This window comes from Aeromicrobium duanguangcaii, assembly GCF_024508295.1.
GTDB lineage: Bacteria > Actinomycetota > Actinomycetes > Propionibacteriales > Nocardioidaceae > Aeromicrobium > Aeromicrobium duanguangcaii.
Genome location: NZ_CP101990.1, coordinates 988774 through 1015184, shown reverse-complemented (window position 1 = coordinate 1015184; position 26411 = coordinate 988774). Strand labels below are relative to the sequence as shown.

27 protein-coding genes are annotated in these 26411 nt (G+C 71.8%); 12 read left to right on the top strand and 15 right to left on the bottom strand.

Translation table 11 applies throughout. The features are described 5' to 3' along the window. Positions 1–2 precede the first annotated feature (2 nt). Complete coding sequence (locus tag NP095_RS05215) at positions 3–1598, bottom strand: DAK2 domain-containing protein (RefSeq protein ID WP_232417044.1); 1596 nt, start codon at positions 1596–1598, stop codon at positions 3–5. A 108-nt stretch (positions 1599–1706) separates the two neighbouring features. Here NP095_RS05215 and rpmB point away from each other — a divergent pair, with 108 nt between their 5' ends. Then, on the top strand, positions 1707–1892 hold the full coding sequence (rpmB, locus tag NP095_RS05210) for a 50S ribosomal protein L28 (RefSeq protein WP_187411817.1): 186 nt from the start codon (positions 1707–1709) through the stop codon (positions 1890–1892). Between the two features lie 61 nt (positions 1893–1953). Beyond that, complete coding sequence (locus NP095_RS05205) at positions 1954–3363, top strand: amidase (protein WP_232417045.1); 1410 nt, start codon at positions 1954–1956, stop codon at positions 3361–3363. A 3-nt stretch (positions 3364–3366) separates the two neighbouring features. On the opposite strand, the gene NP095_RS05200 is transcribed toward NP095_RS05205, so the two are convergent. Beyond that, positions 3367–4323: a thiamine-phosphate kinase gene (locus NP095_RS05200; protein ID WP_232417046.1), complete on the bottom strand. Its 957-nt coding sequence runs from the start codon at positions 4321–4323 to the stop codon at positions 3367–3369. A 79-nt stretch (positions 4324–4402) separates the two neighbouring features. Between NP095_RS05200 and NP095_RS05195 the strand changes: the two genes are divergently transcribed. Together NP095_RS05195 and NP095_RS05190 are read left to right on the top strand one after the other, a co-directional pair. Then, a complete protein-coding gene (locus NP095_RS05195; protein ID WP_232417047.1) occupies positions 4403–4639 on the top strand; it encodes an Lrp/AsnC ligand binding domain-containing protein in 237 nt (78 codons plus the stop codon). A gap of 144 nt (positions 4640–4783) precedes the next feature. Continuing rightward, on the top strand, positions 4784–5689 hold the full coding sequence (locus tag NP095_RS05190; protein WP_232417048.1) for a DUF559 domain-containing protein: 906 nt from the start codon (positions 4784–4786) through the stop codon (positions 5687–5689). A 51-nt stretch (positions 5690–5740) separates the two neighbouring features. Here NP095_RS05190 and NP095_RS05185 read toward each other — a convergent pair whose 3' ends face one another. After that, positions 5741–6793, bottom strand: a complete 1053-nt coding sequence (locus NP095_RS05185; protein WP_232417049.1) for a D-alanine--D-alanine ligase family protein — start codon at positions 6791–6793, stop codon at positions 5741–5743. 34 nt (positions 6794–6827) lie between these two features. Between NP095_RS05185 and NP095_RS05180 the strand changes: the two genes are divergently transcribed. Then, positions 6828–7856, top strand: a complete 1029-nt coding sequence (locus NP095_RS05180; RefSeq protein WP_232417050.1) for a trans-sulfuration enzyme family protein — start codon at positions 6828–6830, stop codon at positions 7854–7856. A gap of 84 nt (positions 7857–7940) precedes the next feature. Here NP095_RS05180 and NP095_RS05175 read toward each other — a convergent pair whose 3' ends face one another. From NP095_RS05175 to leuC, 4 genes are read right to left on the bottom strand one after another with little or no spacing between them, the layout of a single operon-like run. Beyond that, entirely contained in the window at positions 7941–8942 is a 1002-nt protein-coding gene (locus NP095_RS05175; protein WP_232417051.1) for an NAD(P)H-dependent glycerol-3-phosphate dehydrogenase, read from the bottom strand. Further along, positions 8942–9676 (bottom strand): lysophospholipid acyltransferase family protein, encoded by a 735-nt coding sequence (locus NP095_RS05170; protein WP_232417052.1) that lies wholly within the window; start codon positions 9674–9676, stop codon positions 8942–8944. Before NP095_RS05170 ends, NP095_RS05175 begins: the two co-directional genes overlap by 1 nt. A gap of 41 nt (positions 9677–9717) precedes the next feature. After that, on the bottom strand, positions 9718–10317 hold the full coding sequence (gene leuD / locus NP095_RS05165) for a 3-isopropylmalate dehydratase small subunit (protein WP_232417053.1): 600 nt from the start codon (positions 10315–10317) through the stop codon (positions 9718–9720). Between the two features lie 11 nt (positions 10318–10328). Then, positions 10329–11726 carry a 3-isopropylmalate dehydratase large subunit gene (gene leuC, locus NP095_RS05160; RefSeq protein WP_232417054.1) on the bottom strand — a complete coding sequence of 466 codons (1398 nt, stop codon included), beginning with the start codon at positions 11724–11726 and terminating at the stop codon, positions 10329–10331. 56 nt (positions 11727–11782) lie between these two features. Between leuC and NP095_RS05155 the strand changes: the two genes are divergently transcribed. Then, a complete protein-coding gene (locus tag NP095_RS05155; RefSeq protein WP_232417055.1) occupies positions 11783–12493 on the top strand; it encodes an IclR family transcriptional regulator in 711 nt (236 codons plus the stop codon). Positions 12494–12500: 7 nt separating this feature from the next. On the opposite strand, the gene NP095_RS05150 is transcribed toward NP095_RS05155, so the two are convergent. The 3 genes from NP095_RS05150 to NP095_RS05140 all read right to left on the bottom strand — a co-directional run bounded on the left by NP095_RS05150 (position 12501) and on the right by NP095_RS05140 (position 15605). Next, positions 12501–12962 (bottom strand): methylated-DNA--[protein]-cysteine S-methyltransferase, encoded by a 462-nt coding sequence (locus tag NP095_RS05150; RefSeq protein WP_232417056.1) that lies wholly within the window; start codon positions 12960–12962, stop codon positions 12501–12503. Beyond that, positions 12959–14383, bottom strand: a complete 1425-nt coding sequence (locus NP095_RS05145) for an AlkA N-terminal domain-containing protein (protein WP_304523538.1) — start codon at positions 14381–14383, stop codon at positions 12959–12961. The genes NP095_RS05150 and NP095_RS05145 overlap by 4 nt, the downstream gene beginning before the upstream one ends. A 64-nt stretch (positions 14384–14447) precedes the next feature. Next, positions 14448–15605, bottom strand: coding sequence for an HNH endonuclease (locus NP095_RS05140; protein WP_232417058.1), 1158 nt, complete (start codon positions 15603–15605; stop codon positions 14448–14450). 165 nt (positions 15606–15770) lie between these two features. On the opposite strand from NP095_RS05140, the gene NP095_RS05135 reads away from it, so the two are divergent. Together NP095_RS05135 and NP095_RS05130 are read left to right on the top strand one after the other, a co-directional pair. Then, entirely contained in the window at positions 15771–16871 is a 1101-nt protein-coding gene (locus NP095_RS05135) for an S-(hydroxymethyl)mycothiol dehydrogenase (protein ID WP_232417059.1), read from the top strand. Further along, complete coding sequence (locus tag NP095_RS05130; protein WP_232417060.1) at positions 16871–17476, top strand: MBL fold metallo-hydrolase; 606 nt, start codon at positions 16871–16873, stop codon at positions 17474–17476. Before NP095_RS05135 ends, NP095_RS05130 begins: the two co-directional genes overlap by 1 nt. A gap of 55 nt (positions 17477–17531) precedes the next feature. Here NP095_RS05130 and NP095_RS05125 read toward each other — a convergent pair whose 3' ends face one another. Continuing rightward, a complete protein-coding gene (locus NP095_RS05125; RefSeq protein WP_232417061.1) occupies positions 17532–18038 on the bottom strand; it encodes a flavin reductase family protein in 507 nt (168 codons plus the stop codon). Continuing rightward, positions 18035–18559, bottom strand: coding sequence for an NADPH-dependent FMN reductase (locus NP095_RS05120; protein WP_232417062.1), 525 nt, complete (start codon positions 18557–18559; stop codon positions 18035–18037). Before NP095_RS05120 ends, NP095_RS05125 begins: the two co-directional genes overlap by 4 nt. A gap of 138 nt (positions 18560–18697) precedes the next feature. On the opposite strand from NP095_RS05120, the gene NP095_RS05115 reads away from it, so the two are divergent. The 3 genes from NP095_RS05115 (at position 18698) to NP095_RS05105 (ending at position 21900) form a co-directional block, all read left to right on the top strand. Beyond that, positions 18698–19609: a LysR family transcriptional regulator gene (locus tag NP095_RS05115; RefSeq protein WP_232417063.1), complete on the top strand. Its 912-nt coding sequence runs from the start codon at positions 18698–18700 to the stop codon at positions 19607–19609. A gap of 93 nt (positions 19610–19702) precedes the next feature. Next, positions 19703–21124, top strand: a complete 1422-nt coding sequence (locus NP095_RS05110) for an FAD/NAD(P)-binding protein (RefSeq protein WP_232417064.1) — start codon at positions 19703–19705, stop codon at positions 21122–21124. Between the two features lie 71 nt (positions 21125–21195). Continuing rightward, positions 21196–21900 (top strand): HNH endonuclease family protein, encoded by a 705-nt coding sequence (locus NP095_RS05105; RefSeq protein WP_232417065.1) that lies wholly within the window; start codon positions 21196–21198, stop codon positions 21898–21900. On the opposite strand, the gene NP095_RS05100 is transcribed toward NP095_RS05105, so the two are convergent. Genes NP095_RS05100 through NP095_RS05090 form a run of 3 tightly spaced genes read right to left on the bottom strand, consistent with a single transcriptional unit; the run spans position 21866 to position 25628 of the window. Further along, positions 21866–22792 carry an LLM class flavin-dependent oxidoreductase gene (locus NP095_RS05100; protein WP_232417066.1) on the bottom strand — a complete coding sequence of 309 codons (927 nt, stop codon included), beginning with the start codon at positions 22790–22792 and terminating at the stop codon, positions 21866–21868. The two genes, NP095_RS05105 and NP095_RS05100, sit on opposite strands and share 35 nt — an antisense overlap. Continuing rightward, positions 22789–24969 carry an LLM class flavin-dependent oxidoreductase gene (locus tag NP095_RS05095; RefSeq protein WP_232417067.1) on the bottom strand — a complete coding sequence of 727 codons (2181 nt, stop codon included), beginning with the start codon at positions 24967–24969 and terminating at the stop codon, positions 22789–22791. The genes NP095_RS05100 and NP095_RS05095 overlap by 4 nt, the downstream gene beginning before the upstream one ends. A gap of 17 nt (positions 24970–24986) precedes the next feature. Beyond that, a complete protein-coding gene (locus tag NP095_RS05090) occupies positions 24987–25628 on the bottom strand; it encodes an FMN-dependent NADH-azoreductase (protein ID WP_232417068.1) in 642 nt (213 codons plus the stop codon). Positions 25629–25712: 84 nt separating this feature from the next. Between NP095_RS05090 and NP095_RS05085 the strand changes: the two genes are divergently transcribed. Next, positions 25713–26240, top strand: coding sequence for a MarR family winged helix-turn-helix transcriptional regulator (locus NP095_RS05085; protein WP_232417069.1), 528 nt, complete (start codon positions 25713–25715; stop codon positions 26238–26240). Positions 26241–26411 lie beyond the last annotated feature (171 nt).

Below are 26411 nucleotides of genomic sequence, written 5' to 3'. Positions count from 1 at the left end.
CGTCACTCCACCGCCAGGAACAGCGAGTAGGTGTCCTGGTCGCCCTCGATGACCTCGACGTCGACGTGCGGCGCGTCGCGGCGGACCCGGGCGGCGAGCTCGTCGCTGACCTGCGGCTCGCAGTCACGGCCCAGGACCAGCGTGACCATCTCGGCGGTGGCGAGGTCGAGGCGCTGGAGGATCTCGTACGCCACGTCGGCCTGCGAGGCGCCGATGATCGCGAAGTCTCCGTTGACGACGCCGAGCACGTCGCCGGCCTTGCAGGGACCGGCCATGGTGATGCCGTCCTCGGCCGCGATCGTGATCGCGCCGTGGCGGGTCGCGCCCGCCGCGTTCGACATGGCGACCACGACGACGTCGAAGGGGCGCCCGGGATCGTGGACCGCCAGCGCGGTGAGCGCCTGGACCTGCACGGTCGTCGGCAGCACCGCCACCCGCGCGCCCTCGTCGCGAGCGGCGGCCGCGGCCGCCTCGAACATCGCGATGTGGCCGCTGCGGTTGGGCAGGCAGATGACCTCGTCGGCCTTGCTGTCGCGGATCGCCTCGGTCACCATCGCGACGCTCAACGGCTCGTCGGGACCGAACATCAGCGGCGTGCCGCCGGCGCGGCTCGTGAGGTCGGCCAGGCCCGGTCCGGTGACGGCGCTGATGATGACGCGGCCGCCCGTGACCGACGCGGCCCGGGCGATCTGGTCGGCGAAGTGGGTGACCGAGATCTGGAACGGGGACCCGGCGCCGATGCCCGCCTCGATGGCGGCTCCCACGTCGTCGACGTGGACGTGGACGTTCCACAGCCCCTCTCCCCCGACCACCACGAGCGAGTCGCCCAGCGGCTCGAGGGCCTCGCGCAGCGCCGGGATCCGCTCGTCGGGCGTGCGCAGCAGGAACATGACCTCGTAGGACGGCCCGTCCTCGGCCAGGTCCGAGCCCGGCTCGACGAGGGGCACCGGCACCGTGGCGGGGCGCGGCGACGGGACGCGCCCGGTCAGGGCGAAGGCGACGGAGTCCAGCACCACGACGAGCGCCCGACCGCCCGCGTCGACGACACCGGCGCGGGCGAGCTTCTCGAACTGGGTGGGGGTCAGCGCGAGCGCCTCGCGGGCCGCGCCCGCCGCCACGTCGAACACGCGCTTCGGGTCGTCGTCGGCCGCGGCCGCCTCGCGACCGGCCTTCGCGGCCGCGGCGGCCACGGTGAGGATCGTGCCCTCCTGTGGTCGGCCGACCGCGGCGTAGGCGGCGGCCGAGGCCGCGCCGAGCGCCTCGGCCACGTCGTCCGCCGTCAGTCCGTCGACGCAGCCGCGCAGCACGCGCAGGCTGCCGCGGACCAGCTCGGCCAGGATCGTGCCGCAGTTCCCGCGGGCGCCGATCAGCAGGCCCTCGGCGAAGGCGCGCATGGTGTCGAGCGGGGTGGCGCCGGCCGGAAGGGCGTCGATCGCCTCGACGCCGGAGACGAACGTGAAGTACGCGTTCGTGCCGGTGTCGCTGTCGGGCACGGGGAAGACGTTGAGCGCGTCGATCTCGTCGCGGGCGACGGCGAGCGACTCGGTGCACAGGCGGACCCACGCGCCGAAGCGCTCACTCTCGATCCGCAGGGCCATGGGGGTGAGCCTATCGAGGAGTCGTCGGGACTCGATTCGCGCTGGCCGTGTCGCGTCAGGTACGATGGTGAGGTTGTATTCCCCCGATCTAGTTCAGGAGTGGTCGCCGTGGCAGCCGTCTGCGATGTGTGCGGCAAGGGACCGGGCTTCGGCCACAACGTGTCCCACTCGCACCGACGTACCAAGCGTCGTTTCGATCCGAACATCCAGCGCGTCCGCGCCACCGTCGAGGGCACTCCGAAGCGGCTCAACGTCTGCACCGGTTGCCTCAAGGCTGGCAAGGTCTCGCGCTGAGACGTTCGGCACTTTTCATGACAACGGCGGCCTTCGGGCCGCCGTTGTCTATTCTCACGGGGTGACCCGAACCCACGCCTTCACCGACGACGTCCTCGCCGATCACGACGCCGTCGCGGTGGCCCAGCTCATCGCCTCCGGAGCCATCAGCGCCTCCGAGGCCCTCCAGGCATCCCTCGCCCGCATCGATCGGGTCGATCCGACCCTGAACGCGATCGCACACGACGACCGTGCCCGCGCCGCCGTCCGGGCCGAGGAGCCGCTCGCCGAGGGCGCGCCGCTCGCGGGTGTGCCGAGCCTGATCAAGAACAACACCGACTTCAAGGGCCTGCCCACGCAGCAGGGCTCCGCCGCCGTGCCCGCGACCCCCGCCGACTCCCACGAGGAGTTCACCGAGCAGTTCCTCGCGACCGGCCTCAACGTCGTCGGCGCCACCACCCTGCCGGCCTTCGGCCTGACCGCCTCGACCGAGTTCGTCGACCGCGAGCCCACCCGCAACCCGTGGGACCCCCGGTTCTCCAGCGGCGCCTCCTCGGGCGGCTCGGCGGCGCTCGTCGCGGCCGGCGCGGTGCCGATCGCCCACGGCAACGACGGCGGCGGCTCCATCCGGATCCCCGCCGCGGCGTGCGGACTGGTCGGCCTGAAGACGACCCGCAACCGCCTGGCGCCGGCCAAGGAGATGAAGGACGCGCCGCTGGACATCGTCGCCAACGGCGTGATGACCCGCAGCGTGCGCGACACCGCCGTGTTCCTGGCCGCCGCCGAGCGGTACCGGCCGGTCCCCCGCCTTCCGCGCGTCGGTCTGGTCGAGGGACCGTCGAAGCGCCGGCTGCGCGTCGGCCTCGTCACCGAGACCCTGCACGGCGCCGATCTCGACGCGGACAGCACCCGCGAGCTGCTCCGCACCGCCGAGCTCGTCTCCTCGCTGGGCCACGAGGTCGTCGAGATGCCGATCCCCGTGGACCCGACGTTCGAGCGTCACTTCGTCCAGTACTGGCGCACGCTGGCCTTCTCGCTGGACTACACCGGCCGGTTCGTGGTGTCGCGTGACTTCGACCGCAGCAAGGTCGACCCGTTCACGCGCGGACTCGCCCAGGCGTTCCTGCGCAGCTTCTGGCGCACGCCCGGCGCGATCGTCGCGCTGAAGCGCTCGGCGCGTCAGTACAGCGAGGTCTTCGCCGACTGGGACGTCATCCTCAGCCCGACGCTGGGCCACACGACGCCCGAGATCGGCTGGCTCGACCCCGGCGTGGAGTTCGAGGAGGCGTTCGACCGGCTGCGCACCTACGTCGCCTACACGCCGCTCAACAACGCCTCGGGCGGTCCCGCGATCAGCCTGCCGCTGGGACGCACCTCGCAGAACCTGCCGCTGGGCCTGCACTTCTCGGCCGACCACGGCGACGAGCGCACGCTGCTGGAGCTGGCCTTCGAGCTCGAGGCCGCCTCACCGTTCGCGCGGATCCAGGACTGACGCTCAGGTCCAGTGCCGGTGGCCGGGGCCGCCCTCCCAGGGGGCTCCGGCGACCGTGACGCCCTCGCCCGACCGGACGACGCCGATGCGCGTCCATCCCTCGGGCAGCGTCGCGTCGGCCGGGAACGTGGCGGCCAGGGCGTAGTCGTCGCCGCCGGTCAGGACGAAGCCCAGCGGATCCACTCCCCCGAGCGCCCCGGCGACCGTCTGCACGGCGTCGAGGATCTCGAACGAGGTCGGGTGGACGTCGATCGCGACCTTGCTGGCGCGGGCGACGTGGCCGAGGTCGGCCAGCAGCCCGTCGCTGATGTCGATCATGGCGGTGGCCCCGGCGACGGCGGCGGCCGGACCGGCGGCGTAGGGCGGGTGCGGGGCGCGGTGTTCGTCGACCGCGGCCTTCGGCGAGCGGAAGCCACGGCTGAGGGCGCCGTAGCCGGCCGACGCCAGCCCCAGCGTGCCGGCGAACGCGACCTGGTCGCCGGGCTGGGCGCCCGAGCGGGTCACGGGGCGCTCGGCGTCGCCGAGGGCGGTGATCGAGATGACCACCTGGTCGGCGGCCGACATGTCCCCGCCGACGATCCGGGCGCCGACCTTGGCGCACTCCTCGACCATCCCGGCGACGAGGTCGGTGACCCACGCGACCGGAGTGTCACCCGGCGCGGCGAACGCCACGAGCAGCGCGGTGGCCACGCCGCCCATCGCGTTGATGTCGGACAGGTTGGCCGCGACGGCCTTGCGGCCGATGTCGGTCGCCGTGGACCAGTCACGGCGGAAGTGGCGTCCCTCGATGAGGATGTCGGTCGCCGTGACGTAGGTGCCGTCCGCCGTCGCGATGTGCGCGGCGTCGTCGCCCGGCCCCACGAGCACGTAGTCGCTGGTGCCGAGTTGTCCCCGCACCAGGTCGATCAGCGCGAACTCGCCGACGTCGGCAATGGTCTGGTCGTTCTGTCGCTGGGTCACCGGGTCATTGTCTCAGCCCGGCGCACCGCTCCGGCGTGACTGCGATAGCGTGTCATGGCCCGAACGAAAGGACGTCCCCATGGCCGTTCACGCCTACATCCTCGTCCAGACCGAAGTCGGCCAGGCCGCCGAAGTCGCCGCCGCCATCGCCCAGATCCCCGGGGTCGAGCAGTCCGAGGACGTCACCGGTCCCTACGACGTGATCGTCCGCGCCGAGGGCCCCTCCGTCGACGAGCTCGGCACCCTGGTGGTCTCGCAGATCCAGCGCGTCCCCGGCATCACGCGCACCCTGACCTGCCCCGTCGTCCGCATCTGACCTCTCCCCCCGGTCCCCAGATTTGCTCTGATTCTGACCTTTCAGGAGCCCTGAAAGGTCAGAATCAGAGCAAATCCGGGTGTGCGGGAGTGCGCCTGTGGACGGCCGCCCCGCGCGCCCGCCGCGATCGGCACGCTGGCCGGCATGGCTCGCCTTGCCGCACTGCCCGCTGAGTTCACGGACTCGGTGTTCTCGCGCCGTCAGGCGCTCGCCGCCGGACTCACCGAACGCGTCCTGCGTGGCCCGCGATGCGCTGCGGTGGCGCCGGGTTGGTACCGATACGCCACCACCGACCTGACGCCCGAGCTGGCAGCGCGGGCCGGCCTCGGCTGGCTCGGCGCCGAGGCCGGCCTGAGCCACACCAGCAACCTGGCGTGGCGCGGCCTCTCGATGCGTGCCTCCACGCCGGTGCATCTGGCGACGCGCCGCCGGGTCGATCGTTCAGCCGAGGGGTTCGCGGTCCACCGATTCCAGGGCCCGTTGTTCCTCGAAGATGTCCGCGGGCTGCCCTTGGTCGGCGCCGCCCGCACCTTCGTCGACTGCGGCACGCTTCTGTCCTGGCGGGAGCTGGTCCTCGTGGGTGACTGGATGATCTCGACCGGCCTCATCGCGCGGCTCGACCTGCTGGCGTTCGTCCACGACGTCCACTTCGACGGCGTCAAGCGCGCGCGACGCGCCATGGAGTGGGTCCGCGATGGCTCTGCTTCCGTCCAGGAGTCGCGAGTCCGACTCGAGCTCGTCCGCGCCGGTCTCCCTGAACCCGAGTCGAACGCGCTGATCACGGACCGCCACGGTGGCTTCCTGGCCTACGGGGACCTCGTCTATCGCGCCGAGCGGATCGTCGTGGAGTACGACGGATGGCAACACGAGCGCGATGCCCGACAACGCCAGCACGATCTGCGCCGCCGTGAGCTGCTCGAGGGCGAGGGCTGGCGCCTCATCGTGGTGACCGTCGCCGACCTCGAGAACCCGACGATGGTCGTGAACCGGGTGGTCGCCGCCCTCCACCGCGCGAGATTTGCTCCCATCTCGACGTTTCAGCGCCGCTGAAAGGGAAGAAACGGAGCAAATCTCGGGACGGGGCGGGGCGCGGGACCGCCGTCAGCGCAGGCCGAGAGGGCGCTGCAGGGCGAGCTGGATCAGCCGGTCGACCAGCTCGGTGTACTCGATGCCCGAGGCCTGCCAGAGCTTGGGGAACATCGAGAAGGGCGTGAAGCCCGGCATCGTGTTGATCTCGTTGATCACCAGACCGCCGCCGACGCTGTCGGTGAGGAAGAAGTCGACGCGCGCCAAGCCCTCGCAGCCGATCGCGTCGAAGGCCTGCAGGGCGTACTCGCGGATCCTCTGACGCACGGTCTCGGGCAGATCGGCGGGCACGACGTTCGTGCTGGTGCCGTCGAGGTACTTGGCCTCGAAGTCGTAGTACTCGTGATCGGCCTCGGCGGCCACGACGATCTCGCCGACCTCGCTCGCGATCGGCATGCCGCGCTCGTCCTGGATCACGGCGCACTCGACCTCGCGCTTGCCGTGGGCCGCCGACTCGACGATGACCTTGGGATCGAACTGCCTGGCCGTCTCGACCGCGACGTCGAAGTCGTCCCAGCTGTGCACTGGCGTGACGCCCGAGCTGGACCCGGCGCGCGCCGGCTTGACGAACACCGGCAGGCCGAGCGCGTGGACCCGCGCCTGGACCCGGTCGCGCTTGGCGTCCCACTCCCACGGCTGGATCGTCACGTAGGGCAGCTGCGGCAGCCCGGCGGCCGAGAAGACGGTCTTGGTGAACGGCTTGTCCATGCCCACGGCGCTGGCCAGCACGCCGGCGCCGACGTAGCGGACGCCCGACAGCTCGAGCAGGCCCTGGATCGTGCCGTCCTCGCCCCACGGGCCGTGCAGCAGCGGGAAGACGACGTCGAGATCGCGCAGGCGGTCCCACGAGAACGGCGGCAGGTCTGCGCGGACGGACGGCAGCGCTCCGGGCTCGAGGTCGTCCCAGACGGCGGTCTCCTCGACCCACCGGCCGTCGGTTGTGATGCCGACGGGGACGACGTCGTACCGGTCGCGATCGATGACGGCGAGCACCTCCCGCGCGGTCAGGCACGAGACACCGTGCTCACTGGACTGGCCTCCGAAGACAACGGCGATCGTGGTGCGCATCGGCTCGACTCTACTCGCCTGTGACACTGGAACCATGCAGCCCGACACCGTGACCGTCATCGCAGGTCGCCCGGCCAAGCAGCCCGGCGCGCCGCTGAACGCCCCGATCACCCTCGCGAGCTCGTTCCACGCCGGCGGCGACTTCGAGTACGGCCGCCACGGCAACCCGGCCTACGAGTCGTTCGAGCAGGTCGTCGGCGAGCTCGAGGGCGGTCGCGCCCTGGCCTTCGCCTCGGGCATCGCGACGGCCGCGGCGACCCTGGGCCTGGTCGAGCCGGGCGCGGTCGTGGTGCTCCCCCGTCACGGCTACAACGGCACGACGAGCCTCGTGCAGAGCGGGCCGTACGAGGTGCGCCTGATCGATCCGTCGGACACCGAGGGCAGCATCGCGGCGTTCGCCGGCGCCGACCTGGTCTGGCTCGAGTCGCCCACCAACCCGGCGATGGAGGTCGGCGACCTGCCGACGCTCGTCTCCGCCGCGAAGGACGCCGGCGCCCTCGTCGCCGTCGACAACACCTTCCGCACTCCCCTGCGCGATCGGCCGCTGTCGTACGGCGCCGACATCGTGGCCCACTCGGCCTCGAAGCTGCTCGGCGGGCACAGCGACCTGGTGCTCGGCGTCATGGCGACCGCCGACGACGCACTGTTCGAGCGCCTCCTGCAACACCGGTCGCTGCACGGCGCGATCCCCGGCGCGCTGGAGAGCTTCCTTGCGGCTCGCGGCGTCCGCACCCTGGCCGTCCGGCTTGACCGCGCCGAGTCCAGCGCGGCGGTCCTGGCCGACCGGCTCAAGGCCCACCCCGCCGTCTCCGAGGTCCGCTACCCGGGCTTCGGGACCATGGTCTGCTTCGTCATCGACGACCCCGAGCACGCGCAGCGCACGACGGAGTCCAGCCGCGTCATCACCCACGCCACGAGCCTGGGCGGCGTCGAGTCGACCTGGGAGCGCCGCCGCCGCTTCCCCGCCGAGCCCGAGACCATCCCGGCCGGCCTGATCCGGCTCAGCGTCGGCATCGAGGCCGTCGAGGACCTCTGGGCCGACATCGAGGCCGCCCTGGGCTGAGTCCCCGCGCCCCGAGATTTGCTCCGCAGCTGACCTTTCAGAGGGTCTGAAAGGTCAGATTGGGAGCAAATCTCGGGACGGGGGTCAGCGGGTCTCGGCCTTGGCCGAGCGGCTGATGAGGGTCTCGACCAGCTCGGCCGGGGTCATCGTGCCGTCGACGAGGGCACGGACGTGCTCGACGATCGGCATGTCGACGCCGTGGAGGCGGGCCAGCTCGGCGACCGAGACGCAGGACTTCACGCCCTCGGCCACCTGGCGGGTCTGCGAGGTGATCTCCTCGACGGTCATGCCGCGGCCGAGCTTCTCGCCGAAGGTGCGGTTGCGCGACAGCGGCGACGAGCAGGTGGCCACGAGGTCGCCCAGGCCGGCCAGACCCATGAACGTCATCGGGTCGGCGCCCATCGCGAGCCCCAAGCGCGCCGTCTCGGCCAGTCCGCGGGTGATGACCGACGCCTTGGTGTTGTCGCCGAAATCGAGACCGTCGCACACGCCGACCGCCAGGCCGATGATGTTCTTGACCGTGCCGGCCAGCTCGCAGCCGACGACGTCCTGGTTCGTGTAGGGGCGGAAGGCCGGCGTGTGGCAGTACTTCTGCAGCTGCAGCGCCACGGACGCGTCCGCGCACGCGACGACGCTGGCGGCCGGCTCACGCTTGGCGATCTCCTTGGCCAGGTTGGGGCCGGTAATGACCGCGATCCGCTCGGGACCGGCGCCGGTGAGCTCGGCGATGACCTCGCTCATGCGCAGGTGCGACCCCAGCTCGACGCCCTTCATCAGGCTGACCATCACGGCCGACGGATCGATGAGGTGACCCCACGACTCGAGGTTGGCGCGCAGGGTCTGCGACGGCACGGCGAGCACCACGATGGAGGCGCCGGCCAGGGCCGTCGCGGGATCGGTCGTGGCGCGGACGGTCTCGGGCAGCTCGAGACCGGGGAGGTACTCGGTGTTCTCGTGACGCTCGTTGATGTTGGCGCAGGTCTCCTCGCGACGCCCCCACAGGTGGACGTCGTGGCCGGCATCGGCCAGCACGATCGAGAAGGCGGTGCCCCAGGACCCGGCTCCCATGACTGCAGCAGTGACCATCAGCTCTCCTCGTATCGGGTCTTGGGCTTGCTCAACGTACGCACGTCGATGCGCGGCGAGGTCGGGACCTCGCCGCGGATCTGCGACTGCAGCGCCGTGATGGCGTCCATCAGCCGATCGGTCGCGGCGTGGAACTGGGCCTGCGTGGGGTGCTCCCCCAGGTCGGACAGGTCGATCGGCGCACCGGCGCGCACGTGGATCGTCTTGCGGGGGAACAGCCGGAACTCGCGGCGGTAGGGCCACATGATCGCCTGCGGGCCCCACTGGGCCACGGGCACGAGGGGAACGCCTGCGGCGTGCGCCGTGCGGACGGCGCCGTCGCGGCCCGACATCGGCCATCCCTGCGGATCGCGCGTCATCGTGCCCTCGGGGTAGATCGTGACGATCGAGCCGGCCTCGGCGGCGTGGATCGCGGCGCGCAGCGACTCCGCGGCCAGGCCGGTGCCCCGGTACACCGGGATCTGCTCGGCCATCCGCAGCAGCCGGCCGATGACCGGCACGGCGAAGAGCGGGTCCTTGACCAGGAAGCGCGGCGGGATGTCGTGGTCGACGAGCCAGTGCCCGAGCAGGAACGGATCGGTGTACGACAGGTGATTGGCCGCGATGACGTAGCCGCCGGACGTCGGCAGATGCTCGTCCCCGCGCCAGTCGCGACGGGTGACGACCATGAAGATCGGCCGCAGGATCCACACGACCACCCGCAGCACGGGTGGCAGGGGACGCGTGCGTGACATGGGACGACCCTAGTACGGCCGTCCCATGTCAGGCGCGAGCGTCAGAGCGTCGCGGGCTTGAAGCTCGGGCGCTTCGCCTCGTACGCGGCGATGTCGTCCGCGTGACCCAGCGTGATGCCGATGTCGTCCAGGCCCTCCAGCAGGCGCCAGCGCGTGTAGTCGTCGATCGTGAACGAGTCCTCGATCCGGTCGACGCCCTCGCCGGCCGAGATCGTGCGCGACTCCAGGTCGACGCCGATCTGCGCGCCCGGGTTGGCCTCGAGGTACGCCCACAGCGCGGCGACGACCTTCTCGTCGACCTGCGCCGCAAGCAGCCCGGCCTTGCCCGAGTTGCCGCGGAAGATGTCACCGAAGCGCGGGCTGATGATGACCTTGAAGCCGTAGTTCTGCAGCGCCCACACGGCGTGCTCACGCGAGGAGCCCGTGCCGAAGTCCGGACCGGCGACCAGCACGGTGGCGTTCTGGTAGGCGGGTTGGTTCAGCACGAACTCGGGATCGTTGCGCCACGCGGCGAACAGGCCGTCCTCGAAGCCCGTGCGGGTGACGCGCTTGAGGTAGACCGCGGGGATGATCTGGTCCGTGTCGACGTTGCTGCGACGCAGCGGGGCGCCGACACCGGTGTGCGAGATGAACTTGTCCATGGTGTGAGTCCTCAGAGCTCGGCCGGCGAGGCCAGGTGGCCCGTGACGGCGGTGGCGACGGCGACGTCGGGCGAGACCAGGTGCGTGCGGCCACCCTTGCCCTGACGGCCCTCGAAGTTGCGGTTGGAGGTCGAGGCACTGCGCTCGCCCGGCGTCAGCTGGTCGGGGTTCATGCCCAGGCACATCGAGCAGCCCGCGCCACGCCATTCGGCGCCGGCCTCCTTGAAGACGACGTCGAGGCCCTCCTCCTCGGCCTGCAGGCGCACCCGGACCGAGCCCGGGACGACCAGCATGCGCGTGCCGTCGGCGACCTTCTTGCCCTTGATGAGCTCGGCGGCGCGACGCAGGTCGCTGATGCGGCCGTTGGTGCACGAGCCGACGAAGACGGTGTCGACCGTGATGTCGCGCATCGGCGTGCCGGCCTCGAGGCCCATGTAGCGCAGCGCGTTGGCCGCGGCCTCGCGCTCGTCGGGATCGGCGAAGTCGTCCGGGTTCGGGACCAGGCCCGACAGCGCGACGCCCTGGCCGGGGTTGGTGCCCCACGTGACCCACGGCGTGACCTGCGAGGCGTCGATCGTGACGACCTTGTCGAAGTGGGCGTCCTCGTCGGTGACGAGGCCCTTCCAGTACTCGACGGCCGCGTCCCAGTCGGCGCCCTGCGGCGCGTGCGGACGGCCCTGGATGTAGTCGAACGTGGTCTCGTCGGGCGCGATCAGACCGGCCTTGGCGCCCCACTCGATGCTCATGTTGCAGATCGTCATGCGCTCTTCCATCGAGAGCTTGCGGATCGCCTCGCCGCGGTACTCGACGATGTAGCCCTGGCCGCCGCCGGTGGTCTCCTGGGTGATGAGCGCCAGGATCAGGTCCTTCGCGGTGGTGCCCGCGGGCAGGTCGCCGAGGACCTCGACGGCCATCATCTTGGGCTTGGCCTGCGACAGCGACTGCGTGGCCAGGACGTGCTCGACCTCGCTGGTGCCGATGCCGAAGGCGATCGAGCCGAACGCGCCGTGCGTCGAGGTGTGCGAGTCGCCGCACACGATCGTCATGCCGGGCTGGGTCAGGCCCAGCTGCGGTCCGACGACGTGGACGATGCCCTGCTCGATGTCGCCCATCGGGTGCAGGCGGACGCCGAACTCGGCGCAGTTGCGGCGCAGCGTCTCGACCTGCGTGCGCGACACGGGGTCGGCGATCGGCTTGTCGAGGTCGGTCGTCGGGATGTTGTGGTCCTCGGTCGCCAGGGTGAGGTCGGGACGACGCACGCTGCGCCCGGAGAGACGCAGTCCGTCGAACGCCTGAGGGCTCGTGACCTCATGAAGCAGGTGGAGGTCGATGAACAGCAGGTCCGGCTCTCCCGGGGCGGAACGGACGACGTGGTCGTCCCAGATCTTCTCAGCGAGCGTCTTGCCCATGGTTCTCTCTCAGTTCGGGGGTTGCGTCTCACAATGCGATACGGCAGTATCAAGACATGGACAACTCTAGCGGAGTCGGCGTTCTTGACAAAGCCGCCCTCGTACTGGCGGCGCTCGAGCCGGGACCGGCGACACTGGCCGGCCTCGTGACCGCCACGGGCCTGGCCCGGCCGACCGCACACCGCCTCGCGGTGGCCCTGGAACACCACCGACTGGTGGCGCGCGACATGCAGGGACGCTTCATTCTAGGCCCGCGATTGTCCGAGTTGGCCGCTGCTGCGGGCGAGGACCGACTGCTCGCCGCGGCCGGTCCCGTGCTGGCCCGGCTGCGCGACATCACGGGCGAGTCGGCCCAGCTGTTCCGTCGTCAGGGCGACCACCGCGTGTGCGTCGCGGCGGCCGACCGGCCGACGGGTCTGCGCGACTCGATCCCCGTCGGCAGCCAGCTGACGATGGCGGGCGGCTCCGCCGCTCAGGTCCTGCTGGCGTGGGAGGACCCCGAGCGCATGAACAAGGGCCTCATGAAGGCCACCTTCTCGGCCGCCGAGCTGTCCGCCGTGCGCAAGCGCGGCTGGGCCCAGAGCGTCGGTGAGCGCGAGCCGGGCGTCGGCTCGGTCTCGGCACCCGTCCGCTCCCCCAGCGGCAAGGTGGTCGCCGCGGTGTCGGTCTCGGGTCCGCTCGAGCGGCTCACGCGCCAGCCCGGCCGCATGCACGCGCCGGCCGTCGTGGCGGCCGCCGAGAAGCTCTCGCAGAACCTGCGGCGCTGACCGTCGGTCAGAACAGGCCGGGGCGCTCGAGGTCGAGCAGGATCTGCTTGCGCTCGAGCCCTCCGGCGTACCCGGTCAGCCTGCCATTCGATCCGATGACGCGGTGGCACGGCACGATGATCGGGATCGGGTTGGCGCCGTTGGCGGCGCCGACCGCGCGCGAGATGCCCGGCTCGTAGCCCAGGTCGGTGGCGATCTGGCCGTACGTCACGGTCTCGCCGTACGGGACCTTCCGCAGGTACGCCCACACCTTCTTCTGGAACTCCGTGCCGTCCGCCGCGAGCGGGAGGTCGAACTCGCGGCGCTCCCCGGCGAAGTACTCCCCCAGCTGGCGCTCGACCTCGTCGAGCAGGTCGTCGGCCACGGGGGCGCCGTCCGGTTCGGCATCGAACGTGATCGCCGTCAGCAGTCCGGCGTCGACGTGCAGTCGCAGGCCGCCGATCGGCGAGTCCATCCAACGTGTCTTCATGCCGTCCTCCACAGGTGCAGTGAGGCGTACGACCGCCACGGTCGCCACCGGTCGGTGCGTGCCCGGTCGAGCCCCTCACGCGCGAGGACACGGCGCAGCACGAGGTCGGTGTCGAGCAGGACGTCGGGATCGCCGAGTGCCCGCATCCTGACGTAGTCGGCGGTCCACGGGCCCACGCCGCGGACGGCGAGGAGCTGCTCGCGTGCGCGCTCCCGGTCGGCGCCCGGATCGAGGTCCAGCTCTCCCGAGGCCATCGCGTGGGCGACCGCGATGATCGCCCCGGCGCGGCCTCGGGGCATGGCGAACTCCTCGGGCACCGCCTCGGCGACGGACTCGGCGGTGGCGAAGGCGTGCGTGAGCCCGTGCCGACGCGCCAGCTCAAGCTCCACCTCGGTGCCGCGCGAGCGGGTGATCCGGCCCAGGATCGTGCGGGCCCCGGCCACCGAGACCTGCTGGCCGACGATGGCGCGCAGCACCATCTCGAACCCGTCGACCTGGCCGGGCAGTCGGATCCCGGGCACCTCCCGCACGAGGTCGGCCAGGAGCGGATCGGCCGACAGCGCCTCGTCGATCGCCACGGGATCGGCATCGAGGTCGAGCAGCCGGCGACAGCGGTGCACGGCGGTCGCCAGGTCTCGCAGGTCGGTCAGCTCCAGGTCGGCGGTGACGTGGTCGTCGTGCATCTCCAGCTCGACCGCGCCGACGCCGTGCGGCAGGTTGAGGACGCGGGCGTAGGTGCGCTCGCCGACCGCCTCGACCCCCTCGATCGCGCGCGGCGCGAACCACTCCAGCAGGCCCGCGGAGTGGAACGGCGGCCGGACGGCCAGCTCGAGCCGGATCCGGCCTGCGCCCTCGTGGACCGCACGCCGCGACCGGGCGCGCAGCTCACGCGGGGTGAGCCCGAACGACTCACGAACGGAGTCGTTGAACTGCCGCACGGACCCGTAGCCCGCGGCGAACGCCACGTCCGCAACCCGCATCGCCGTGGTCTCGAGCAGGACCCGGGCCGTGCGTGCCCGATTGCTGCGGGCGATCGCCTGCGGCCCCGCGCCCAGCTCGGAGGTGACGAGGCGGTTGATCTGGCGCTCGCTGTAGCCGAGCCGGCCGGCGAGTCCGCTGACGCCCTCGCGCTCGACGACCCCGTCGCCGATCAGCCGGACCGCTCGCGCGACGACGTCCGCACGGGCGTTCCACTCGGGCGATCCCGGCGTGCTGTCGGGCCGGCAGCGGCGGCAGGCGCGGAAGCCGGCCACCTCGGCGGCGGCCGCGGACGGGTAGAAGGCGACGTTCGACTCCCGCGGCGTCATGGCCGGGCACGAGGGCCGGCAGTAGATGCCCGTCGTGCGGACGGCCGTGTAGAAGACACCGTCGAACCGCGCGTCCCGAGCACTCACGGCGCGGTAGCAGTCGACGGGGTCCATGACTCCCATCCTGTCCCACGCACGACAACACTTCTCGCGGGAATCGGACATGACCGTGGGGCGATCAGCCGGCCCTGGCCAGCACCGTGTCGTGGCGGTGGGTGTGGCGGTGGCAGGCGGTGCAGAGTCCGACGAGGTTGGCCAGGTCGGTCGGGCCGCCGTCGGACCATCGCTTCCGGTGGTGGACGTCGTCGATCGGATGGTGGCAGTGGTCGGTGTCGCAGCGGCCTTCTTGCTGGACCCAGACCGCGTGGCGTTGCTTCGCGGTCGCGTCACGATGGCGGCGGCCGACGTCCAGCACGGTACGGTTCGGGCCGACTCGGTCGACCAGGACCGGGATGAGGTCGGCGCCACAGGTCAGGTGCGCCAGCAGGTTCGGTCCGATGTGGCCGAAGCCGTGGAGCACCGCCGGCTCGACCGGCTCGAACGCGCTCTCGATGTGGGGCGCGAGCGCCTGCTGCAGGGTGCCCGCATCGACCAGGACGTGAATCTGCGGACGCACCGTGCCATCGGTGGGCAGGCCCTCGGCGAGCACACGGGTGAGCAGCTGATCCAGGCCGTCGATGCGGCGCTCGGACGCCGATCGCCGGTCCCCCGCCTCACGTGGCACGGAGACCGCGTCGAGGACGACATTGAGCTTCGCGCCGACGTCGATGGGCAGGAAGCCGGTGACGTGCCAGCCGTCCTGCAGGGCGTTCAGCGTCAGGTGCGCCTTGTCGGCGCCGGCGATCCACGCCTCGTCCAGCTCCTCGGCATGGAGGATGGCCCGCAACCGGTCGACCAGCGACTGGACCCGCGACGGCGGGTGCAGCAGCGCCACCGTGACCAGGTGTGACTCCCACCGTCGCACCTCGACCTGGTCGACATGGGCCAACGCGAACGAGAACCGCGCGACATGATCGATCGAGATCCGACCGGCCCGTGCGGCCTGGCCCACCTCGGAAAGCTCGCGCATCGTGCCCGCAGCCCGGATCAGCTGGCGGGTGCGCCGTGCGTCCTGACGCAACTCACGCCGGGCCCACGTCGACACACTCGAAGCATCCTCAGCCACATACCCCCGCGACTCGTCCAACTCGGACAGCCGCTCGGCCATTGCAGCCTCGACCGCATCACGCACCTGCGCCAGAGCCCGCAACTCGTCGGCGGTCGACGTGGTCACCGAGCGCACGGCGTGCGCCGCCGTGCGCAGTGCACCGACCAGCTCGTCGACCCCCGAATCCATACCCACACCTTATTGGGTCATGTGTTCGAATGTCGAGCGTTTTACCCTGCGATCTCAGCATCCAATATCCCCTCCGGCCTGAAGGCGAGAGCGGGCCCCACTACCACTCGCAGACGGTCGTCTGGCACGCTCGAACGACCACCCCCCGCAACGAAGGAGTCACCCGTGCAGCAGGTCAAGGGCGTCATCGCGCGAGCGAAGGACGCACCGGTCGAACTGGTCACCATCAACGTCCCCGATCCGGGTCCGGGCGAGGCCGTCGTGAAGATCCAGGCGTGCGGCGTCTGCCACACCGACCTGCACTACCGCCAGGGCGGCATCAACGACGAGTTCCCGTTCCTGCTCGGCCACGAGGCCTCCGGCATCGTCGAGGCCGTCGGCGACGGCGTCACCGAGGTCGCCCCGGGTGACTTCGTCGTCCTCAACTGGCGCGCCGTCTGCGGTGAGTGCCGCGCGTGCAAGCGCGGCGACCTGCAGTACTGCTTCGCCACGCACAACGCCAAGCAGAAGATGACGCTGGAGGACGGGACCGAGCTCTCCCCCGCCCTGGGTATCGGCGCGTTCATCGAGAAGACGCTCGTCGCCGCCGGCCAGTGCACGAAGGTCGACCCGGAGGCGCGTCCCGCCGCCGTCGGCCTGCTGGGCTGTGGGGTCATGGCCGGCATCGGTGCCGCCATCAACACCGGCGCGCTGACCCGCGGGCGCTCCGCGGCCGTCATCGGCTGCGGCGGCGTGGGGGTCGCCGCCGTCGCGGGTGCGGCTCTCGCGGGCGCCAGCCCGATCATCGCGGTCGACATCGACCCGGCGAAGCTCGAGGCCGCACGGAAGATGGGCGCGACCCACACCGTCGACTCCTCGCAGGTCGATCCGGTCGAGGAGATCAAGCGGATCTGCGCGCAGACCTACGAGGGCGCCGAGGGCGCCGACGTGGTCATCGAGGCCGTCGGCCGACCCGAGACCTGGAAGCAGGCGTTCTACGCCCGCGACCTCGCCGGCACGGTCGTCCTCGTCGGCGTGCCGACCCCGGACATGACGGTGCCCGAGCTGCCCCTGATCGACGTCTTCGGACGCGGTGGAGCGCTCAAGTCCAGCTGGTACGGCGACTGCCTGCCCAGCCGCGACTTCCCGATGCTCGTCGACCTGTACCAGCAGGGCCGGCTCGACCTGGACGCCTTCGTCACCGAGGAGATCGGCATCGAGGACGTCGAGGCGGCCTTCGAGAAGATGCACCACGGCGACGTGCTGCGCTCGGTGGTGGTGCTCTGATGACCGCGCGCATCGACCACGGCGTCGTCTCGGGCACCTTCAGCCTCGACGGCGAGACGTTCGACGTCGACAACAACGTCTGGGTCGTCGGTGACGACAGCGAGTGCATCGTCATCGACGCGCCGCACGACGTGGACGCGATCATGCAGATCGTCGGCGACCGCAAGGTCACCGCGATCGTGCTGACCCACGCCCACGACGACCACTGCCGGGTCGCGCCCGAGCTGCGCGAGCGGACCGGTGCGCCGATCTGGCTCAACCCCGACGAGCGCCCGCTGTGGGAGCTGACCCACACGAACGTGTCCTGGGACCGCGACCTCACGGACGGCACCGAGCTCACGGTCGGCGGCACGACCCTGCGTGCGATCCACACCCCGGGCCACGCGCCCGGCGCGACGTGCCTGCTGGCCGAGGACCTGGGCTGCGTCTTCACCGGCGACACGCTCTTCCAGGGTGGCCCCGGCGCCACGGGTCGCTCCTACAGCGACGCCGACGTCATCCGTGAGTCGATCGCCGCGCGTCTCTTCACCCTCCCGGGCGAGACCGTCGTGCACACCGGCCACGGTGACGACACCACGATCGCCGCGGAGCGCGACCGCGCCTGAAACGCTCGAGGGCCCCGCACTGCTCCGGCAGTGCGGGGCCCTTCGCATCCCACCGTCACTCGGCAGCCGCCAACTGGCCGAACACGCTGCGGTGGAACAGCAGCGGTCCCCCGTCCGACCGGTGTTCGACGGCGTGGAGCTCCAGCAGCACCAGGATGTGATCGCCGGCCGGCACCTCGCGATGGATCGTCGTGTCGAACGTGGCCATCCCGTCGTCGATGAAGATCGACCCCTCGGGGCTGACGCTGTAGTCGACGCCCGTGAACCGCTGCCCGACCGCCCCGGCCAGCTGCCGGCACAGTGGGCCGTGGTGGCTGGCGAGCACCGTCACCCCGAGCTTGACCGCGCGCCGCAGGTCGGGCCAGGTCTTGGACGTCGCGGCGAGGTTGATCGACACCAGCGGCGGGTCGAGGCTCACGCTCGTGAAGCTGCTGGCGGCCAGGCCGACGGGCACCCCGTCGACCTCGGCCGCCACCGCCACGACCCCCGTCGGGAAGTTGCCGAAGGCCGAGCGGAGCCTTTGGGGGTCGAGGTCCTGGTTGGTCGGGAACGCGGCCGTCATGCGACCGCCTGCAGCAGGGCCTGCGCCATCGGCCGGACCTCCTCGAGCCACGGGGCGTAGGCCGCCGGCTCCTCGTACTGGGTGTCGAGGACGAACAGGCCCCTCCCCAGGACGGTCGCGCCCAGCTCGGTGAGGACCGGTCGCAACGTCAGTTCCGACGCCAGGGCGTGCTGCGAGCCCGCGCCGAGCAGCAACGGCACTGCCAGCCCTCGAAGGCCGGTGCCGCCCGCGAACCTGTCGAGGAACACCTTGAGCAGGCCGGTGTAGGTGCCCTTGTAGGTCGGCGACGCCACGACGACGAGGTCGGCCCGTCCGACCAGCCCGACCAGCTCGGCGACCCGAGCCGAGCCGTGGTCGAGCACCTCCGCCCCGAGGGTCGCCAGGTCGATGACCAGGTCCGGCTCGGATCCGGTCAGCTCACGGGCGACGTACGTGGCGGCGGACAGCGTGCGTGACTCGGGCTTCGGGTTGCCGACGACGACCGCGGTGCGGACCGGGCGATGTGTGCGGGAGTGACTCATGCGAGGTGCCTCCTCTCGAGGGCGGGTGCTGACGACGCTAGGGATTCCGGCGTCGCGGTCGCGGCCGTCTCACGACGCGGGAGATCACCTGAACGGCCCCGCCGATCACGTAGCGTCACCGGAGATCGGAAGGAAGCCATGCGCCTGGAGCAGCTGGAGTACGTCCGCGCCGTCGGTGAGCACGGCTCGCTGCGACGGGCCGGCGAGCACCTCCACGTGTCCCTGCCCGCGTTGAGCGAGGCGGTCACCAAGCTCGAGCGCGAGCTGGGCGTGACCCTGCTGGACCGGCACCGCTCCGGCACGCGCATCAACGGCACCGGGCGCGAGCTGCTGCCGCGGATCCTCGAGGTGCTGGACGCAGCCGACCGGCTGCGGGCCGCTGCTCGTGGCGAGTCCGAGTTCCACCGTCCGGTGCGCGTCGGCAGCGTGTACTTCGGCATGACGGCGATCGTGCTGCCGGCGATGCTCAGTCACGAGATCGACCACGAGCACACCACCGTCGATCTGCGCCAGCTGCGGCACGTGGAGGTGCGCGATGGCCTGCGGGACGGCTCCCTCGACTTCGGACTCGTCAGCCTGCTGCCCGGTGACGACGTCCCTCCCGATCTCGAGGCGACCGAGCTGATCCACGGGCGTCCCGTCGCCGTCCTGCCGGGGAACGCCGCCCTGGCCCGACAGGCGCGGGTGTCGGTCGACGACCTGCGCCAGGAGGTGTTCATCGGCGCCCGCCCGGGATATCTCATGGACCGCGTGGCCCGGCGGGTGTTCGGCGACTCGCCACCGCTGAAGTGGCACACCGCCGACAGCGCCGACGTCAGCAAGCAGATGGTGTCGTCCGGGATCGGGGTGTCCCTGATGCCTGACTTCGGCCTGCAGGGCGACCCGTTGGAGGCCAACGGCGCGCTCGCGTTCCGGCCGATCGACGACGAGGAGACCGTGATCCGGCTGGTCATGCTGCGCCGTCGCGGCGGGCGGCCGGCGCCGGCGGCTCGCGCCCTCTTCGACCACGTCGCCCGCCACGCCGCGCTGCACGTGAACGCCCCGGCCTGACCGCGTTCCGCCCCGTCTCCACGCACCGTGGCGCCCGTCACGGCGGCGAGGCCACCACCGAATATCTGTAAGTCGTGCGGTTTACTTGACAACATGAACACCCCGTCCGCCCGTCCCACCGTGGTCGTCGTCGGTGGCGGCGCCGCCGGCTCGCTGGCGGCCTTGCACCTCGCGCGCGAGGCGACGGACGGCGTGGACCTGGTCGTGATCGACCCGGCCGAGGACCTCGGCACCGGCACGGCGTTCGGCACGACCGACCCGACCCACCTGCTCAACGTCCCGGCATCGGGCATGAGCGCCCTCCCCGACGACCCCGGCCACTTCGCCCGGTGGCGCGCGGCGACGACGGGCGACGAGGTCGACCCGCACGAGTTCGCACCTCGCGCCGCCTGGGGTCGCTATCTCGCCGACACGCTCTCGAGCGCCCTGGCGGACGCCGGCTCGCGGGTGACCCTGCGTCACGTGCGCCGACGCGCGGTCGGGGTGGAGCACGACACGCACGGCGTCACGGTGACCCTCGACGACGACAGCACCGTCACGGGGCAGGCTCTCGTCATCGGCACGGGACTGCCCGTCCCCTCGGTCGCGTGGGCGCCCCCGGCCCTGCGTGACAGCGAGCGCTTCCTGCCCGACCCGTGGGCCCCGGGGATGCTGGAGCGGGTGCGCCATGACGTCGCGTCCCTGCCCGACGTCCTCGTCGTGGGCACGGGCCTGACGATGGTCGACATCGTCTCGACCGTCACGACGAACGCCCGCAGCGATCGCTTCGTCCATGCCGTGAGCCGCAGTGGTGAGCTCCCCCGCCGCCATGCCGACGGCCCGCAGGCGCCCGCCGTCCCGGACATCAGCGAGTGGGGCCACGCGCTCGACGCCATCGTGTCCCACGTGCGGGCACACCTGACCTCCGCCGAGCGACTCACCGGCGACTGGCGCCCGGGCGTCGACGGCCTGCGCCACCTCGTGCAGGACCTCTGGGGACGGCTCGACGAGGCCGACCGAGTGACGTTCCTGCGCGACCACGCCGGCGAGTGGAACCGGGTCCGCCACCGCATCCCCTCACCCAGCGCACGCCGCATCGACGACCTGCACGTCGGCGGCCGGCTGGCGACCTACGCGGCCCAGGTGACGGACGCCGAGGTCCTGGACAACGGCCTGCGCGTGCACCTCTCGGACGGAAGCGTGCGCGACGTCGGATGGGTCGTGAACGCCACGGGCCCGGACACCGACGTCCGCAATCTCCACGACCCGCTGCTCGACGACCTGCTGCGGCCGCGGCCCGACGGCAGTCTCGCGGTCACCGCCACGGCGGGCATGGGCTTTCGCACGCGGGGCGGCCGCCTCGTCGGCTCGTCCGGTCACCCGCAGGCGCCGATCTGGGTCCTGGGCGCGCTGCGTCGCGGCGAGCTGTGGGAGTCGACGGCCGTCCCCGACATCCGCAACCAGGCGCTCGCGACCGCCGAGGCGGTACTGTCGGCCAGCACGTCCGGAGCCGTGACCGAGGACGTCACGCCCTAGCAAGAGGGTGCCCGCCCGCGTGCACCTCCTACCCGCCGGAACGGTCAGCCCCGCGTGACAGGGTGACTCCCGTGAGAATCCGAGCTGCGATCCTCGCCCTGCTGTTCGTGCCGCTCTCCGGCTGCGAGCTGCTCGAGCAGGCGAGTGACCCCTTCGACGATGCCGCCGCGGTGGCGCCGGCCCCGTCGTACTCGCCCACGACCGCGCGCGAGCAGCTGCCGACGCTGCGGGTCGCGGAGCGGCGTCCCGCCGACGTTCCGGACTACTCTCGGCGCGAGTTCGGCACCGCGTGGAAGGACGTCGACGGCAACGGCTGCAACCAGCGCGACGACGTGCTGCTGCGCGACGCCGTACCCGGCACGACCGTGGTCCAGGTCCAGCGCTCCTGCCCGCACGACGTGCTGGCGGGCACGTGGGTCGACCCCTACAGCGGCAAGCACCTCACCTTCACCGACCTCAAGGACCAGCGGCAGGCCCAGGCGATCCAGATCGATCACGTGGTCCCCCTCGCCGAGGCCTGGGTCTCCGGTGCTCACGCGTGGTCGGCCGAGCGCCGCGTGCGGTTCGCCAACGACCTCGAGGTCCTGCTCGCGTCCGATGGCCCGACCAACGCCTCGAAGGGGTCCAGCGACCCCGCGGCGTGGCGGCCCAAGGCGCCGTTCCAGTGCTCCTACGCGACCCACTGGATCGACGTGAAGCACCGCTGGGAGCTGGCGGTCGACCGCAGCGAGGCGCGCGCCCTCAGCGAGATGCTGGAGACGTGCGACCCGAGCTAGCCCGCGCCTTGCGGACCTCCTCGCGGACGGCCGGAGCCACCTCGTGGGCGAACAGCTCGGTGGTGGCCGTGTCGTCCGAGGCCAGGATGAACCCGGTCGTCCCGTAGGTCAGCGTGGTGTCGACGAGCTCCTCGACCCACTGGTCGGGCGGTCCCTCGAGGAACCCGCTGCTGGTCGTGCTGAAGCGTCCCACGATGTTGAGCATCCGCCGCACGTCGCGTGGGCTCCGGCCCGCGCCCTCGGCCGCGCCGTCGATGCGCTCGTTCATCTCGGCGAGGTCGGCGACGCCGCCGGGGAGGTACGCCAGCGACGGCAGCCACCCGTCGGCGAGCCGGCCGGTCAGCCGCAGGATGCGCGGCTTGTAGGCGCCGAGCCAGATGCCGGGCTGGTGCGCCGGCGCAGGGCCGCGCTTGGCGCCCGTGAGGACGTAGTGCTTCCCCTCGTAGCTCAGGCCCCCGCGCGTCTCGGTGTCCCAGATCCCGCGGATGATCTCGATGGCCTCCCCCAACGCGACGATCGACTCGCCGGGGGTGCGCCGCGGGCCGCCCATGGCCTCGACCGGGTCCCAGAAGCCGCCGGCGCCGAGACCCAGCTCGATCCGCCCACCGGACAACAGGTCCGCCGTCGCGACGCTGCGGGCCAGGACCGCCGGCGGACGCAACGGCAGGTTGGTGACGTTGGCCGTCAGGTGGATGCGCTCGGTGCGGGCGGCGGCGTAGGCGATCAGCGTCCACGTGTCGTGGAACCGCGCGACGTACGGATGGTCCTGGAAGGTCACCAGATCGAGTCCCGCGCGATCGGCCACCACCGCCTGCTCGACGGCCTGGTGCGGTGGGTGATTGGTCGGTGTGACGAACGTGCCGAACAGCAGCTCGTGTCCGTAGTCGGTCATGTGGCGCTCCCGGCGGTGAGGGGTGCCGCGACGTTGAAGTTGTCGCGGAACAGGGTGGTGGGGTCGAGTTCGCGGTTCAAGGATCGCAGCCGGTCGAGGGTCGCCGCAGGGAACGCCTCGGCGACCTGTTCGGGTCCGGTGCGGGTGTCGAAGCTGAGATAGGTCCCGTTCAGGTACGGGCTCAGGTGGTTCCAGGCGCGATCGAGCGACGCGTCGTCGGCGCCCATGGCCGTGATCTGGAACCGTGCCCGGCGGTGGGCGAAGGCCGTCGCGTCGGGGGCGACGTCGGACACCGCACCGCCGATGCTGCGGATCTGGAAGAAGTGGACGGCGCCGGTGTTCATCAGCCGCGCGCTCGCGGCCGCGACCTCGGGCGTGAGGTCGTCGACGAGTCCCGACCGCGCGATCGGCTCGCCCGCGGCCTGGTGCGGCGCGTCGGGGTACATGTCCATCACGTCGGCGTACGGGGCGATCACGACCTGCTGCTGGACCATCGGCGCGATCTGCGCGAACGGCTGCAGCTGCGACCAGATGACGTCGGGATCGTCGGAGTCCACCATCGCCATCACGTGCGCCATCCCGGACCTGCCGAAGACCAGGAACGGCGTCGTCTCGCGTGGCGCCGCGGTCGTCACGCGACCGAAGTCGGCCAGGAACGCCGCCGGGTCGGCGACGTCGAATCCCAGCTGGGCCCAGCCGACCGCGGGGACCTCGTCGACGACGAACTCGAACGCCGTGGCGATGCCGAAGTTGGCCCCGGCGCCGCGGGCGGCCCAGAACAGCTCGGCGTTCTCCTGCTCGGTGGCGCGCACGACGGAGCCGTCCGCGAGCACCATCTCGACCGCACGCAGGTGATCGATCGTCAGACCGTGCTTGCGCCCGAGGAAGCCGATGCCCCCGGCCGTGGCCAGGCCGCCCACACCGACGCCCCCGTAGTCGCCCGAGCTCAGCGCCCAGCCGTGCGGCTGTAGCGCCCGCGCGACCTGCTTCCACCGCGCGCCCGGCCCGATCCGGACGAGACGCCTGGCCTCGTCGATGACCTCGATCCGGTTCAGGGCGCCGACGTCGATCACCAGACCCCCGTCGTTGGTCGACCGCCCGCTGATCCCGTGTCCGCCGCTGCGGACGCCCAGGGGCACGTCGCGGTGGCGCCGGGCGAAGGCCACGGCGTCGACGACCTCGGCCACGGTCTGCGGACGCAGCACGAGGCCCGGCCGACCACCACGCAGGTACGTCGAGCGCACGCCCGAGTAGCCGAGGTCGCCGGGCTCCACGGCCGTTCCGACCAGGGAGTCGGGCAGCCCGTCGTAGTCGATGCCGGGACGGCGCTGGGCACGAACGACGGACCGACGGAGGGGACGATCGGCCACGAGCCCCGCCTCGACCGCTCGGCGAGCCGACTCCTCCAGGGCGGGCGCGACCTCGTCCGCGAACCACTCGAGTCGCTCGACCGGCGCCCACTCGCCCACGCGCAGCACGAAGGTCGTGACCCCGTGCTCGGCGAGCGGCCGCAGGCACTCGACCCACTGCTGAGCGGTGAACGACTCCCGGTCGAACGCCCTGACGACGCGACGGAGCTCGCGGACGTCCCGGCCGGCCTCGTCGGCGTGCCGACGCAGGGCGTCGAGCCGTTCGAGCAGCGGCTCGGTGCCCTCCTCCGGGCCGAGGCGTCCGACCCACCCGTCGCCCACACCACCGGCGACCTCGACCAGGCCGGGGTCATCCCCGCTCACCCACACCGGGACCTCGTGCGCCGGCGCGGGACCGGGCTCGGCCCCGCGCACGCGATGGTGGCCCTCGCGATGGACCGCCGGCGCGAGCGGGTCCCACATGCGACGCACGACGGCGACCGCGTCGGCCACCGCCGCCGGGTCGTCGCCCGACAACCCGAGGGTCACTCGCCCGCCCGACAGCAGGTCGAGACCCGCGGTCGACCTGGCCAGCACCGTCGACGGCCGCGTGGCGTCGTCGGTCAGGGCGGCCAGGGCGATGCGCTCGGTCCGGCCCGCGACCCAACTCAACGTCGTCCACGCATCACCGAACCCCTCGCCTGCGTCGGCGGCGACGACGAGGTCGTAGCCCACGCGCTCGGCGGTGGCGGCCAGTTCGACGGCCTCGGCGGGATCGCCCCGCCCGTCGAGCTCGACGCCGAGGCGGATCAGGCGTTCGTGCACCATGTCGGATCTCCGTTCGGTCAGGCCGCGCGGCGGGCGGCGAGAGCGGCGCCGGCCTCGACCGCCGCCTCCTCGGCGCTCTTGCGCATCTGGGTCGCCATCTCGGTGAACTCGTCCAGCGCCGGGTTGACGCCCACGAGCGTGAACTCGCGCTCGACCACGGTCAGGTCCGCGCCCCAGATGTCCACGAGGATCTGCCGGAGGAAGTCGGTGTTGTGGTCCCACCCCTCGCGCGGGGTCCCCGGGCCGTAGGCGCCGCCGCGCGTGGTCACCAGGACCGTGGGCTTGCCCTCGAGCAGTCGCGTGCCTTGAGGGCCGCCCGCGAGGGCGACGTCGATCCACGTCTTGGCGTGCTGGGAGATGCCGAAGTTGTACAGCGGCAGCGCGAGGACGACGGCCGTGGCCTGGCGCAGCTCCCCCGCGACCTCCTCGGCGATCGCCAGGGCCTCGCGCTGGTGCTCGCTGCGCTCGTCCTCGGGCGTGAACCCGGCGGCGTGAGCCGTGGCCCAGACGTCGGCGGGCAGCGGGTGTTGTCCCAGGTGGCGCCGCACGATCGGCACGCCCGGATGGCTGGCGACGAATTCGTCGACGACGAGATCGGCCAGCGCGCCGCTGGCGGACATCTCGCCCTGGATGCTGGCGTCGACACGGAGCAGGGTCATGCGGATCTCCCGATGTTGTTTGAATGTTCAAGTGGAGCCTACGACGTTTGGGTTGAACATTCAAGTGCGGGTAGTATCGAGATCGTGACCACTGAGATTCCGGACAATCCGACGGCCGACGAGGTCGTTCCCTGGCTGTCGGAGGAACAGCAGGACCACTGGCGCGCCCTGGTCGACCTGCTGGCGGTCCTCCCCCCGGCGATGGACGCCCAGCTCAAGCGCGACGCCGGAGTGAACCAGTACGAGTACCAGGTGCTGGCCGCGCTGTCCGCGGGGCCCGACCGCACGCTCGGGCTCTCCGACCTGGCCACCCACGCCCGCTGCTCGCTCTCGCGGCTCTCCCACGCGCTCACGCGGCTCGAGAGGGACGGCTGGGTCGAGCGATTCAGTGCGAGCGAATCGGGCGCGCGACGGATGCGCGCGCGACTCACCGACGTCGGCATGGCCGAACTCGAGGCGATCGCCCCCGGCCACGTCCGCGAGGCTCGTCGGCTCGTCGTCGACGTGCTCACTCCCGAGCAGTTCGCCGCCCTCGCCGAGGCCGCGCGAGCGATCACCGCCGCCGCGCTGGACCCCGAAAGCGCGACCTGCCGGGAGATCACCGACTGCTGAGGTCGGTGCTCCCCGGTCGCTGGACCGTCAGGGGTGCGCAGGCCACAGAGAGGTCGCGAAGAGACGCTCGACGTCGAGCCCAGAACCGCACGAGCGAAGCAGACGCGCGCCCAGCCGAATCCCTCAGGAGACCTCTCATCGGCGAACACGACGCAAGAGTGGCACGCGAAG

Bases quoted from the DNA above. Each gene is read 5' to 3' on its own strand.
- NP095_RS05195 (WP_232417047.1), top strand. From the start codon at position 4,403: ATGGCCGTTCACGCCTACATCCTCGTCCAGACCGAAGTCGGCCAGGCC.
- NP095_RS05145 (WP_304523538.1), bottom strand. From the start codon at position 14,383: ATGGACCCCGTCGACTGCTACCGCGCCGTGAGTGCTCGGGACGCGCGG.
- NP095_RS05150 (WP_232417056.1), bottom strand. From the start codon at position 12,962: ATGAAGACACGTTGGATGGACTCGCCGATCGGCGGCCTGCGACTGCAC.
- NP095_RS05120 (WP_232417062.1), bottom strand. From the start codon at position 18,559: ATGAGTCACTCCCGCACACATCGCCCGGTCCGCACCGCGGTCGTCGTC.
- NP095_RS05125 (WP_232417061.1), bottom strand. From the start codon at position 18,038: ATGACGGCCGCGTTCCCGACCAACCAGGACCTCGACCCCCAAAGGCTC.
- NP095_RS05095 (WP_232417067.1), bottom strand. From the start codon at position 24,969: ATGGTGCACGAACGCCTGATCCGCCTCGGCGTCGAGCTCGACGGGCGG.
- NP095_RS05170 (WP_232417052.1), bottom strand. From the start codon at position 9,676: ATGTCACGCACGCGTCCCCTGCCACCCGTGCTGCGGGTGGTCGTGTGG.
- NP095_RS05140 (WP_232417058.1), bottom strand. From the start codon at position 15,605: ATGGATTCGGGGGTCGACGAGCTGGTCGGTGCACTGCGCACGGCGGCG.
- NP095_RS05190 (WP_232417048.1), top strand. From the start codon at position 4,784: ATGGCTCGCCTTGCCGCACTGCCCGCTGAGTTCACGGACTCGGTGTTC.
- NP095_RS05175 (WP_232417051.1), bottom strand. From the start codon at position 8,942: ATGGTCACTGCTGCAGTCATGGGAGCCGGGTCCTGGGGCACCGCCTTC.
- leuC (WP_232417054.1), bottom strand. From the start codon at position 11,726: ATGGGCAAGACGCTCGCTGAGAAGATCTGGGACGACCACGTCGTCCGT.
- NP095_RS05100 (WP_232417066.1), bottom strand. From the start codon at position 22,792: ATGACCGACTACGGACACGAGCTGCTGTTCGGCACGTTCGTCACACCG.
- NP095_RS05155 (WP_232417055.1), top strand. From the start codon at position 11,783: ATGGACAACTCTAGCGGAGTCGGCGTTCTTGACAAAGCCGCCCTCGTA.
- leuD (WP_232417053.1), bottom strand. From the start codon at position 10,317: ATGGACAAGTTCATCTCGCACACCGGTGTCGGCGCCCCGCTGCGTCGC.
- NP095_RS05185 (WP_232417049.1), bottom strand. From the start codon at position 6,793: ATGCGCACCACGATCGCCGTTGTCTTCGGAGGCCAGTCCAGTGAGCAC.
- NP095_RS05115 (WP_232417063.1), top strand. From the start codon at position 18,698: ATGCGCCTGGAGCAGCTGGAGTACGTCCGCGCCGTCGGTGAGCACGGC.
- NP095_RS05180 (WP_232417050.1), top strand. From the start codon at position 6,828: ATGCAGCCCGACACCGTGACCGTCATCGCAGGTCGCCCGGCCAAGCAG.
- NP095_RS05215 (WP_232417044.1), bottom strand. From the start codon at position 1,598: ATGGCCCTGCGGATCGAGAGTGAGCGCTTCGGCGCGTGGGTCCGCCTG.
- NP095_RS05090 (WP_232417068.1), bottom strand. From the start codon at position 25,628: ATGACCCTGCTCCGTGTCGACGCCAGCATCCAGGGCGAGATGTCCGCC.
- NP095_RS05110 (WP_232417064.1), top strand. From the start codon at position 19,703: ATGAACACCCCGTCCGCCCGTCCCACCGTGGTCGTCGTCGGTGGCGGC.
- NP095_RS05130 (WP_232417060.1), top strand. From the start codon at position 16,871: ATGACCGCGCGCATCGACCACGGCGTCGTCTCGGGCACCTTCAGCCTC.